Source organism: Cytobacillus sp. SAFR-174, assembly GCF_051964675.1.
Taxonomy (GTDB): domain Bacteria; phylum Bacillota; class Bacilli; order Bacillales; family Cytobacillaceae; genus Cytobacillus.
Genome location: NZ_JBQCMZ010000003.1, coordinates 246,089 through 258,602 on the forward strand (window position 1 = coordinate 246,089; position 12,514 = coordinate 258,602).

A 12,514-nucleotide genomic window follows, 5' to 3' on the forward strand; every position below is an offset into this window, starting at 1 on the left:
CGAAGGGTTAATTAAAGCCTAACGGTACAGTATGATTCCCTGAATATACAGCATAGTTGGTCAATATACTTTTCTTTAGTTTTTATCTAAGCGATTCCCAAAATATTTCTAGTATCCACTTATTGCAGATAGTAAAACTCGGTTCTTTTAAGCTTTACTATTCATAACCATGGCTAGGAATAATTCCCGAGAATTATTGAACTTTTTTAAATTTGATTACTTTTGACTCCTCTACCCAGCCGATTTCACCACAGGCTTCACCCGTATCCACTTGAACCTTCACCCAATTATTTTGTCTTTCTAAAATTGTCAGAACTGTAACCTTTGATATCTTATCAACTGGGACCATGGGCGAAGTTTTTGAAGTTCCTTTACGTAAGTGAGAATCCTTTCGTAAAAAAGCTACTTGATCTGTAGGATTTACTTTTACATATTTTGTGACTACTTTCCTAACGTCTTTCACAACCATAGATTCTTGAATGTTATCAGCGATTTCACTTTTTACTTCCTCGTTGTATTGACCTGTAAAAAAGGTTAAGCAAAATACAAACATTACTTCAATAATAGCTCTTGCTGCATCATTTACGTATTCAGAATAAAGATTGTATATAAAGACAGGAAGAGAAAAAACACCAACCTTTGTCATGGATTTAGTGACTAAAGCTGATAATTCATCTTCTGTCATATCCACTAATTTTTTCTTAGGCTGAGTAACCGTCAGTGTTCCTGATAGATCAGCATGGCCGGAAGACGGACTATTATCTACCTTTGAAGGCGCTTCTTCATGGTCTAGTTTTATTTCATCTAATCCATCCAGATCAACTTCATTTATTTCAAAGTCGTCCCATACGGATGCCAGGGAAGAAGAAATTCTTTTCATTTCAGCTCTTTGAGGAAATAAGGCTCTATTTTGCCAATTTATCGACTCGATCTTACTAAACGCTTTAAGTATTTCTTGATTTTTATTTGCCATATCAATAGCCAGTGATAAATTCTCTCCCATACGGTTTTTTATATAATACGATGAAACACTAGAAAAATTTCTGGTTGCCAACTGCATGCTTCTGGAAAGATTATGAGGTAGAACTACTCTTTGATTAATATGGAATTTCGTAACTCGGGATAGGCCTTCCCACTTTTTTGAATGCCTAGTTAGCTCAGACAAAGGCCTTAGGTTTTCATATACTTCTAAGCCCATCAGTTTCCTTATATTTTTCAATTCTTTCGGATAGGCCATCTCCTGAAACCTTTTATGTTGTTCACGATACTCTTTAAACAAATCTTCATTTTTCAAAATCATCAGCCCCTAGTAATTTTGCTTCTCAAAATATATTAAATGTATACTTTATTACGTTTACACTGTTGAATAAGTTTCATAAAAAGCCTAGTTCATTTACATGAAGCAAACGTTTATATCTATTAAATATTTCTAGCCCATCTTTTTTTGCATTGTATAGAATCTTTGAAGATAGTAAACAATGATACTAACAACTATTAATAAAAGAAAGGGGGGAAAATAGGATGAAAACATCAAATAAATACTGGCAATGCACATATGATGATATTCCTGAATCAAATAAACAAATATTAAATGAGTACTTGTTAAGTATAAAACTAGAAAATAAAGCCGTAGCAACAATCATTAAATATCGAAGGATATTGGAACAGTTTTTGCGCGAGTGTCCAATTCAATTGGAGAAATTAAGAGCTGAAGATGTTCGGAAATGGCTAGATGCATTTTCTATAGGGAAAAAGCCTAAGACAATCGACCTTGTACTAGCAACTCTCTCAACCTTTTTCAACTTTTGCTTAGAAGAGGAGTACATGAAAAGTGCAGTGATAAAAAAACGCTGGAGAATCCAAATACCAAGAACTTTGCCGAAATACCTAGACGAAATGGAATATGCACGTGTGAAGCGTATATCGGAACAGTTACCCGTTAGAGATCGGGCGATTATATTGTTTCTTTTCTCGTCAGGATGCCGAGTTTCTGAAATGTCCAAGTTAAATATAGAAAATGTCAATCTTGAAAAACGAACAGCTGAAGTAATTGGGAAAGGAAAAAAAATAAGGCATATTCATTTTTCTGAAGAATGTGCGCTGGTATTAAAGGATTATTTGCGAACCCGTTCAGGTAATTTTAACGAGCCGTTATTTATGAACAAATTTAGTCATCGACTCTTAGTAGGTGGAATTCAGCAAGTGCTGAAAAAAGTAGGAATAAAAGCAGGTCTTAATCAAAGTTTTCATCCTCATTGTTGCAGGCATACCTTTGCTACCAGGATGTTGGCAAGGGGAGCAGATCTCCAGTTTATTGCTGATGAAATGGGGCATTCGGATTTAAATACGACACGAATTTATGCACGCATACCAACAGAAGAAATGATATTAAAATACCAAAATATTATGGGGTGAAATCTTTGAATCTAGAAGCTCAGCAATCGTTCTTTAATGATCAGCAAGCTCGTTTTAGTCCCGAAACTATCCGTGGTTACCAAATTGCTCTTTCACAATTTTTTTCGTTTTGCCCTAAAAAGGTAGATGAAGTGAAGGCGAAGGATATAAGGAACTGGATGGCTTTGATGACTGAACAGGGGTTAAAGCCACGCAGTATTCATATGAAGCTGTCTGCATTAAAATCGTTTTATCGATACTTAATGGAAGAAAACTTATTAAATAAAAATCCAACGCAAATGGTACGTACCCCTCAGAAGGAGGATTCTCTTCCCTACTATTTAGATAAAAAGCAACTAGTCTTACTTCAAGAATTGACGAAAGAGAATCACAGGGAGAGAGCAATAGTAGAAACGTTATATGCAACAGGTGTCCGAATTAGCGAATTGTTGAATATCAAGTTGGAGGATATAAAGTGGGAAAGCCGACAAATATGGATTCGAAATGGAAAAGGCAATAAAGAACGATTTGTGCTATTTAGTCACGATTGTGCTGAACGATTGAAAACGTATTTGAACCATCTTGACAGCAGCAGCCCATACCTTTTTCCAAATAAAAAAGGGAGCCCCTTAAGTCGTGACTTAGTGGAACAGCTATTTAGAAATTATTCAAAGGCATTAGAATTTAGAGTGACTCCTCACACGCTGCGACATACGTTTGCAGCACATTTAGCAGAAAAAGGAATGAATTTTAGTTATATTCAAGAATTACTTGGTCATTCCAATATCAATAGTACCCGTATTTATACTCGTCTCATGAATCATGCGCGAAAGAAGAAGTATGACCAGTATCAATAACATAGGAAGGAGGAAGGATTGTGGAGAATTATTGGGAGATAGAAGGGTTATTACCCAATGCTGAGAATCTGAAAGTAGTTAACGAGTTTTTGTTAACACTAAAAAATAAAAACAGAAGCAAGTATGTGATTAAAGCCTATAGAATAAGTTTGGTAGCGTTTTTTATAAATAGGGAAGTATCTTTTCTATCCCTTACTTCAAATGATATCCTGCAATGGAAAGAGGAACTGGAAAAAGAATGGAAATTCATAACCGTCCAAAAAAGACTTATGGCTATTCGTTCATTTTATAAGTTTTGTGTAGAGAAAGGATATATGGAAAAATTACCATTTCAAAAAACAGGAGATAATTACAGGAAGCTAAAGTACATGTTGCCCAACCAAGAGAATCAGAAAGTGATTAATGAATTCTTATGTTGCTCAAAAAATACAGATAAAACCATGAAAGGTTACCGGAATAATTTGCAGTTGTTTTTTATGGAAAGGGAAGAATCGTTTTCGACGCTTACACCAGATGATACAAAGCAATGGATTGCTGATGCTTATCAAAAGGAATTGAAAGAAACCACTATCAGGATTCGTCTATGCATTCTACGTTCCTTTTACAATTTTTGTGTAGAGAAAGGGTATGTTGATAAAAATCCTATTCCGTACCAATGGGAAAAGGAAGATAAATATTGGGAAGTGAATATTTTATTACCAAATATAGAGAACCAGGCAAGGATTAATGAGTTTTTATTAAGTCTTTATGTTGCTAAGTATAGTAAATATACTATACGTGGATATCGATATAATTTGCAGGCGTTTTTTAGGGAAATGAAAAAATCGTATTCATCGATCGTTTCTGATGATATTCTGCAGTGGCTTATCCAGAATCAAAAAAAATATAAAGAACAGACCGTTACGAATTATTTAATTGTACTTCATTCTTTTTACAAATTTTGTGTGGAAGAAGAATATATAGAAAAATCGCCAATGAAAAAGGGATGGTACCCTCGTCTTCCCAAGCCGGTACCTAAATATCTGAATATTGAAGAAGTAACGAAAGTTCGCAATCATTGTGAAAGGGAAATGCTCCGAGACCGTGTACTTGTGGAATTTCTGCTTACTTCTGGTTGTCGAAGAGGAGAAGTTTATAATCTTAATCGAACAGACGTAGATTTAGAAACTCGAACAGCAATAGTTGTAGGAAAAGGGCAAAAGATCCGTCAGGTTCACTTCTCAGTAAGGTGCTCCGTGCTACTTGAAAGCTACCTTAAATCCCGAAAAGATGAAGATCCAGCGCTATTTGTTACAAGTAAAGGGAAACCCAGACGTCTTACAACAGATTGGATGTTCAGAATTACAACCAAGATTGGAAAAGTAGCCGGAATAGCGGGTACTCTACACCCTCACCGTTTACGACATACTTTTGCTACTGATTTATTAAGAAAGGGTGCAGAGCTATCATTTATAGGGGATGAATTAGGACATAAGCAGCTTAAGACCACTCAAATCTACGCTACTCTACCGGAACAGAAAATCATAACACTATATCGTAAGTATATGGGATAAGGAGGGAAGAAAAAATTGGACACAGAGATAACCATTAAACAATTCATTCTAGATAATCAACTTCGGCTTGCGCCAGAGACATTGAAAATATACCAGTGTGCAGTGAAACAGTTGCTAAAGCACACAGGGAAACCGATTAATTCTATTACAAAATCGGACATCTGTTACTGGCTGTCTGATTTAAATGAAAATGGTTACAAACCAAAGTCAGTTTACGCAAAGGTGACGGGGGTGAAATCCTTTTTTAACTACTGTTTGGAGGAAGAATTTATCTTAAAGAATCCGGCAGAAAAAGTTCCATTTCCTCGTGTAAGTGAAACACTCCCTTATTATTTAAATCTGGAACAAGTAAACCAGGTAAGACACCTTTTGAATGGGCGTTTGCAAGAAAGGGCTATTTTTGAGGTTTTGTATGCTACGGGGGTAAGAATAAGTGAATTGAGTGCCATGAAAAAAGAAGACATCAATTGGATTGAACGAATTATTCGCATCCCAAGAGGGAAATGGAAGGCAGGCCGAATTGTACTTTTTACTAGGGATTGTTCAGAACATTTGAAGGTATATTTAGAATCCAGAAAGGATGACAATCAATATGTTTTTTTGAGTCCAATATTAAAAGATCGGCCCATTCACCCAAATGTGGTAGGACATAGGTTTCGTGATTATTCCAAAAAATTAGGATTTAGAATAACACCTCATACGTTGAGGCACACTTTTGCAGCTCAATTAGCTCAAAGAGGAATGCCATTGGAATGTATCCAAGTTCTTTTGGGGCATGAAGACCCACAACAGACCCGTTATTATGCGCGTTTATACGGACAAGCTCGTAAGGTAATTTATGATCAATATATGTAAAATTGCCTAAAGTAGGGTACATTAAAAAAATAATAGTTTGTTCTAAAACAACTCTTTTGTTTTCTTATTTCTAAGTATAGATGGAAAAAGAAAAGTGACCCAATCAATATTTTGGGGGACGAGAGCAATGGATTATATTAAAGCAAAAACAAGAAGTAATAATCCGCATAACCGACATAAACCTGAATATTAGTTTTTCGAAATAATCGCCATGATCCCTTGATATTAATGGGAGGAGGCTTTTTTTATTGGCTTCATTTTCGAAGTGAAAGTGCGATTAACGCTAAAGAATTAGTTGTTAAGTTCAACAAAGCTGTATCAAAAGCTAGCGTTGCAACTACTGATTTCGCTGTTACAGCTACTGGTACAGTAACTGCTAACAGTGTAACTGACGTCCTAGTTTCTGAAGACGGAAAGTCGGCTGTATTATTATTAACTTCTGCAGTTCCAACTGCTGGTGTTGATGTGAAAATTGCAGACGGCGATATTTTAACAAGCGGATACGATAAGTTCGCTAAATTTGAAATAACTGCTGTGAAAAACTCTGATTCTGCTACTCCAAAATTATTATCAGCAGTAGCTAAAGATAGCACAACAGTTGAGTTAACATTTGATGAGCAAGTTGACTGGACTACTAACTCTGGTGGTGTTTCTGTAAATGGTGGCTCTTTAGTAGCTGGAGCTAACAGCACTAAAGCAGGCGATTACACTTATACATTTACAGTACCAGCATTAAAAACTGGTGCTAATACTGTTCAAGTTTTAAATTATGCAGACTTTGCAGGTAACAAAGAAGCTCTATCTACTACGACTGTAAACTATGCTTCAAATGTTGCAACACCAGAAGTTGCTTCAATCAAAGCTGAAGATTCAACTTCATTTATCGTAACTTTAAATCGTTCTGTTGATACGATTGCTAATACTAACTTCACAGTTAAAAAAGGTAACTATACATGTACTTCAACTGATTTGACTGTTTCTTATGTTGATGCTGATGGTAACCCTACTGTAGCAGGTGCACCTTCAAAATATGTAAAAGTAGAAGTACCAACACAAGCTGCAACAGCAAACCCATTATACGCTACTAATGAAAACTCAGTTGCATTATCTGTTTCCCTATCTGGATATAAAAATGCTACTGTAATTGGTAAAGAATATAATGGTTCAGTTACTTTATCTAAAGACCTAACTGCTCCTGTAGTAGTTTCATCTAAGTTAATCACTACTGATAAAGTTGCAAAAACAATCACAGTTCCTTTTGATTCAACTTTAACTTTAGCTGATGCTTCTAAATTAACAGTTGTTAGCGGAACAGTTAAAATTGCTGCAACTCCTACAGTTAGTGGTAAGAACCTTGTTATTACAATTACTGATGCTGCAGGTCTAACTGATGGTACTTACAGCCTAGTTCTTGATAAAGGATTAGTAAAAGATAGCGGCAATAATGTAAACGAAGCTACAACATTAAGTGCCACTGTATCTTCTGCTTCTGCTACGAAAGTAGTAACAGGTGGTATTTTTGGTACAGCTGCAACTTATGAGAACGGTAAGAACGTTATTACTGTAAACTATGGTGCAAAGGTTAGCGATTCAGCTGCTTCTACATCTTCTTACTCATTAAATGGAGCTGCATTACCAGCTGGTTCTGTTGCTTACTTTACAACTTCAGTTAAAGATACTGTGAAGATTGAGTTACCAGCTTCTTACCCAGTTGGAATAGAAGATCTATCTGCAAAAATTACTCTAAATGCAAGTGCAGTAAAAGATTATGCAACAGGTAATGTTCTTTCTACTTCTGCTACAGAAGCTAAAGCAGTTGATCAAGTTATCACGCTTAAGGACAATGTTGCTCCAACTGTATCTAAAGTTGAATATGTAAAAGATGCAAATGGTTTAGCTACAGGATTGAAGCTAACATTCTCAGAAGCTGTTGATACAACATCTGCTGCTGGATCTCCTGACTTCACTGATGATTTTGTAATTAAAACAGGTTCCACTGTAATTCCTTACACAGTTGCTTCTGCAACTTCAACTGATACTGCTACTGATAATGTTGTAACTCTAGACTTCACTAGCGTATCTACAGCTGCAAGCAATGTAACTATTGCTACAAACACTGATTTAGCTAAGATTGACCTAGCTGATAAGAGTGGAAATAACAAAGTAGCTAGCTTCAGTGTTACTGCTCAATAATTTCTATAATTAATAGAAAGTCTATATGAAAAGCTTTGTAAGAGAGAAGTATCTTGCAAAGCTTTTCTTTTTTTATGCTTTTAAAGAAGTATCGAAAGGACACCACATTTGGAGGGAAAGGGACCATGGTACCTTGTCTCGCTAAAGAAAGTTCTGTGGAGAAAAATCTCTGCAGGGCTTTTCTTTTTTTCAGGATTCAAAGGTAAATCACGTGGACGGTTCTCAAGTTTCATTTTCTTTCAATTATCATTGAGGCGCATTCTATGCAAAACCCAGTAGGATTTTAATAGCCTGTCAGGGTGAGGATTGAAAAGACAGCTGAATATGGATTATTAATGCTGGGACGAGATGCCTTTCCCTTTGGATCAAGAATTAATAGGTATATTTCTATTTATTGTATATATTGTAAGTAATACCCATTATAATAGATTTATATTTTAGAAGGGGATGAAAATATTGAAAAAATTTTTAGCAATGCTCTTAGTTCTCATGGTGATTTTCGGAATGTTTACACCGTCTTCAAATGCGGAGGACAATAGTTTTTGCGAACAATTTAAAGGTATTAAGAAAATATGGTGGGATGGCATAGAGCTGAAGTCAGGTCAAATAGGGCGGCTCACCATTTTAAAAGATACTTCCCTGTTTAAACTGCAGGGAGAGAAAAAGGTCTTTACACGTACCCTGAAAAAGGGAGAATTTTATCGGATCTATGCATTTAAACCGGGTATGCTCAGCGTGGGAGGAGGATATTTTGTAGACCGTGATGATAAGGTATCATACTCAACACCAAGTAAAAATAAGTTAGCAGCAGTTGCTTGTATAAATGGTACCTATCCTTCACAGAATTCCTCAGCAAAAGTTTATACCACAAAAGAAATCGTTGATCAAAATGATGATAAAGTTGTTCTGATTGAAACCAATAAAAGTCAGGGCAGTGGCATTGTTGTAGGAAATGGATTAATTCTAACCAATCACCATGTGATAGAGGGAGCTTCACAAGCAATAGTTACATTTAATAATGGGCAGCAATTTGAGGTGCAAGGTATTGTTGAATCTGATACAAATAAAGATATTGCCCTTATTAAAACTGTGAAAACTTTTAATAAATCAAGTGTCTCTATCCGTTCATCATCACAAGGTCTGTCTAAAGGTGAAAAAGTAGTAGCGATAGGAAGTCCAGAAGGGCTGCAGAATACTGTCTCTGAAGGAATTATTAGTTCTTTTAGATCCTTTAACGGTGTATCTCATATCCAAACAAATGCAGAAATTACTTTTGGCAGCTCAGGTGGCGGATTATTTAGTACGAGCGGTCAGTTAATTGGAATTACGACCAGCGGAATAGGAGATGCCAATCTTAACTTTGCTGTTGCGTCAGAAGAGTTTGTTTCCCTGGTAAATCGGTATGCAAAGCTTAATCATGGCAGCATTAAAGCTTCATTCCCTAAGATTTCGATTTCACTGTTAGGTGGTATATCTCTTGGAATGACGAAACAGCAGGTTAAACAGCAATCCTCTGGAATGCTTTTGGAGGAGGAGTCTGATAAATTAATTTTTCAAAATGTAAGTGTATTGGATTATCCTGCAAATGTTATTTATGAGTTTGATAATAATATTTTAACAGCAGTAAATGTTTATCATAATAAAGCGGAAAATGTTGGTGATCTATCCTTACTGGAAGACTATTTCATAACCATTTATCAGAAGATCACCCCATATTATGGTGAACCAGAACATTTGGATACCGATTGGATGGATGATGAGGAGGGTTATGTGCTAAGTGCTTATTGGAATGCAGTTGACCATGACACTATGCTTATCGTTCAGATTACTTTTGATTATGATAGCTATGGCGGGCTTCGTATTTCTATTCGTCAATAATACTATTCTTGTCACACATAAAACAAGGCAGCTATTCGAAGAATAACTGCCTTGTTTTCTTATTACTCAATAATCCTGAGAATCAATCAAAGTTATTTCAGCACTATTAGGATTCAGCATCCAAGTATTAAGCGTCCAAACCCCGTCAGCATTATTGTAGTCTTTTGTCTGGTAAGTAAGCTTGTCTACCGTGGATGGGCGTGTTGTATAGCCGATAGCTGCCCAGCCGGAACGTTTGACTCTGAAGAGCTGGCCGTTATTTACGTAGTAAAGATCAGCTGATTCAAAGTTTGAGCTTTCTGTATTGGCAATCGCTAAGAGGTCAGGCTGGCCTATATAATAAGTAGGAACTTGGTACATCATCTTTCTGGATGCGTTATACACATAGTCCTTTATTTGAATACCAGTATCAGTGATTAAAGGCGAATTTAGTTTCTGTAAATAGAGTCTGTAATTTCCCTTATACAGCACATCACCTTCTGAGATCCCAGCCCATACCATATTCCAGGTTGCTGAGGAAGAAAAAGAACCGTAAGCTTTTTGCTCGTTGGATCCGACAGCATATACCTTATAGGCAGTGCCATTTGAGTCCTTGAGAGTAAAGGTGGCTCTGCTCTTATTGGCAATGGTACATACCTGAATCTGTTTTACCTGTTCCAGTTTTGTTTTGGAAGGAGTCTGATACGTAACACGGCTGTCGCGTTCAACAAAATAACCGCCGCCTACACTTAATAAACCGGGCTTAAACGCATAAATCCGGTAAAATTCACCCGCTTTTAAAGTGCGGGAAAGTGTCCTTTTTTCACCATTAAGCTTGAATAAAGGTGTGTCTTTTTTAATCGTTAAGCGGCCAATCTGGCCAGGTTTTAATTCAGCGCCATCCCACCAGACCTTACTTCCGCTTTTGTAGTTTTGGCAGTTGTCTGCAGCGCTTGCAGAAGAAAATAGACTTAAAAATACGATTAATGATACTAAGAGCGTTCCAAATTTCTTCATAGTTCTTCACTCCTTCGTTATGTAAAAATAAAATTTATGAACTGAGTAAATTTTACCATAAATATTTTAGGGCAATTAGTTAAATTTGTAAAAACACTGGAGCAGAACAGCTTGGTTAATAAAAATTTATAACCATTAGCAGTTCCTCAATTTGTAAAATAAATAGTTATATAGATCCAGTTCAAAAGTATTATTTTTATTGATTCAGCCTTATTCGTCTGTTATTCTAAACCTAAATTGGAAATAGGAGGAATATCAGGATGAGAATGTCTCAATCTGTCAGGTTACTAGCATTATTATTTATCTTAATATGTTCAGTTTTAAACTATGGTCAAACTGCTTCTGCTGCCAATATGAGCAAAAGTCTTTTCTATGAAGGGAGCTGCAAGGGAGAGTGGTGTGGTTCTGCAACGGTTCAAGGACCGGACGGCACAATTTATAGTGTAAAGTCTTCAGGTGCAGAAAATGGAGAAATAACAGCAATTTCTGAAAGCGGAAAGAAACTTTGGAGCTATACAGCTCCGGATTCAATGCACTTAATGGCATACCGTCCAGTAACAGGACTTGATGGAACCTTGTATGTTAGCTCTTCTGAAGGGATACATGCTTTTTCAAAAGAAGGGAAATTAAAGTGGACATATGCTAATGAAGTGAGCGAACCTACACAGCCGGTTGTTGGTCCGGATGGAATCATATATTTTGGTGATAGCAATCAAATGGGACTGTATGAGGGAGGATTCGTGTATGCAGTAAAGCCGGATGGTTCATTGAAGTGGAAATTCGCTGTCAGCGGACCAATGGAAGTTCCTGTAGCAGCTGGAGCAGATGGTTCTGTCCTGGTCTCTGATGGTCTAAATTTATTCTTCCTCAATGGAAGCGGGGTCCTTAAATGGAGTAAATCAATAGAAGAAGAATATTCTCTTTATGATATTGTCCATTTTGGAGCGAATGGAATGATTTACGCATTGCTTTATGAGGATGGAGAGAATCACATTTTAGCAATGGGTACTGATGGGGGCTTGAAGTGGCGCCACACTTTTGCGGATGATTTCTCCAATGGAAGCTTTGAGTTGGGTCCGGATGGGAATATTTACTATACTGGTTTCTCTCTGACTTCCTTGAATCCAAATGGACAAGTATTATGGAGCAGGAATCTTTCAGAGGATGACATTTGGGACCGCGGTGATTCCTATAATAAGAAATTATATTTTACAAAGTCAACGTTGGTATACGCGATAAAGAACTATTTGCAGCCAAGTTTCCTTGAAGTTGTTAACATGAAAACAGGGAAATCAGAAGCACGTATTCAGTTTGATCAATCTATTTCTTCTCTCTCTATCTCTTCAAAGAACCAGCCGGTAATAGCCACTGAAGATGGAAAGATTTACTTGGCCGGTAATACGCAGCAGCCAGCACCGGCAAAACCTGATGCCTGTGCAAATTTTAAAGGCGGAAAAGTCTGGTGGAATGGTGCAGAGCTGAAGAAGGGCCAGATTGGAAGACTGACCATCATGCAGGACACTGCATTGTATAAACTTGAAGGAGATAAAAAAGTTCCTGCCCGGACACTGAAAAAGGGTGAAGAGTATCGAATATATGCCTTTAAACCAGGAAAATTGAGTGTGGGCGGCGGGTATTATGTTGACCGGGATGTGAAAATCAAATACGAAACACCTTCGAAGACTAAGCTTGCCCAAGCAAATTGTTCTATTAAATAAATAGTCTGAAAAGTACTTAGTTTAATACTAGCTCCGCGGATCTCCTGCGGGGCTTTTCTTAATGCATCAG

At 36.8% G+C, this 12,514-nt stretch carries 9 protein-coding genes; 7 read left to right on the forward strand and 2 right to left on the reverse strand.

The annotated features are described in order from the left end of the window. Positions 1-193: 193 nt before the first annotated feature. Complete coding sequence (locus tag ACTHRG_RS05035) at positions 194-1,294, reverse strand: hypothetical protein (protein WP_440230690.1); 1,101 nt, start codon at positions 1,292-1,294, stop codon at positions 194-196. A 227-nt stretch (positions 1,295-1,521) separates the two neighbouring features. Here ACTHRG_RS05035 and ACTHRG_RS05040 point away from each other — a divergent pair, with 227 nt between their 5' ends. The 6 genes from ACTHRG_RS05040 (at position 1,522) to ACTHRG_RS05065 (ending at position 9,730) form a co-directional block, all read left to right on the forward strand. Further along, on the forward strand, positions 1,522-2,415 hold the full coding sequence (locus ACTHRG_RS05040; RefSeq protein WP_440230691.1) for a tyrosine-type recombinase/integrase: 894 nt from the start codon (positions 1,522-1,524) through the stop codon (positions 2,413-2,415). Next, positions 2,412-3,251, forward strand: coding sequence for a site-specific tyrosine recombinase/integron integrase (xerA, locus tag ACTHRG_RS05045; protein ID WP_440230692.1), 840 nt, complete (start codon positions 2,412-2,414; stop codon positions 3,249-3,251). The genes ACTHRG_RS05040 and xerA overlap by 4 nt, the downstream gene beginning before the upstream one ends. Before the next feature lie 20 nt (positions 3,252-3,271). Then, positions 3,272-4,804 (forward strand): tyrosine-type recombinase/integrase, encoded by a 1,533-nt coding sequence (locus tag ACTHRG_RS05050; RefSeq protein WP_440230693.1) that lies wholly within the window; start codon positions 3,272-3,274, stop codon positions 4,802-4,804. Between the two features lie 15 nt (positions 4,805-4,819). Then, positions 4,820-5,659: a tyrosine-type recombinase/integrase gene (locus ACTHRG_RS05055; RefSeq protein ID WP_440230694.1), complete on the forward strand. Its 840-nt coding sequence runs from the start codon at positions 4,820-4,822 to the stop codon at positions 5,657-5,659. A gap of 228 nt (positions 5,660-5,887) precedes the next feature. After that, positions 5,888-7,852, forward strand: coding sequence for a hypothetical protein (locus ACTHRG_RS05060; protein ID WP_440230695.1), 1,965 nt, complete (start codon positions 5,888-5,890; stop codon positions 7,850-7,852). Positions 7,853-8,308: 456 nt separating this feature from the next. After that, positions 8,309-9,730, forward strand: coding sequence for a S1C family serine protease (locus ACTHRG_RS05065; RefSeq protein WP_440230696.1), 1,422 nt, complete (start codon positions 8,309-8,311; stop codon positions 9,728-9,730). A gap of 66 nt (positions 9,731-9,796) precedes the next feature. On the opposite strand, the gene ACTHRG_RS05070 is transcribed toward ACTHRG_RS05065, so the two are convergent. Continuing rightward, positions 9,797-10,726, reverse strand: coding sequence for a hypothetical protein (locus tag ACTHRG_RS05070; RefSeq protein ID WP_440230697.1), 930 nt, complete (start codon positions 10,724-10,726; stop codon positions 9,797-9,799). A gap of 260 nt (positions 10,727-10,986) precedes the next feature. On the opposite strand from ACTHRG_RS05070, the gene ACTHRG_RS05075 reads away from it, so the two are divergent. Next, complete coding sequence (locus tag ACTHRG_RS05075; RefSeq protein ID WP_440230699.1) at positions 10,987-12,444, forward strand: outer membrane protein assembly factor BamB family protein; 1,458 nt, start codon at positions 10,987-10,989, stop codon at positions 12,442-12,444. The last annotated feature ends 70 nt before the right edge of the window (positions 12,445-12,514 follow it).

What these genes read in the sequence shown, in the direction of transcription:
- ACTHRG_RS05070 (WP_440230697.1), bottom strand. Translation starts at nt 10,726, where the DNA reads ATGAAGAAATTTGGAACGCTCTTAGTATCATTAATCGTATTTTTAAGT.
- ACTHRG_RS05060 (WP_440230695.1), top strand. Translation starts at nt 5,888, where the DNA reads ATGGGAGGAGGCTTTTTTTATTGGCTTCATTTTCGAAGTGAAAGTGCG.
- ACTHRG_RS05040 (WP_440230691.1), top strand. Translation starts at nt 1,522, where the DNA reads ATGAAAACATCAAATAAATACTGGCAATGCACATATGATGATATTCCT.
- ACTHRG_RS05075 (WP_440230699.1), top strand. Translation starts at nt 10,987, where the DNA reads ATGAGAATGTCTCAATCTGTCAGGTTACTAGCATTATTATTTATCTTA.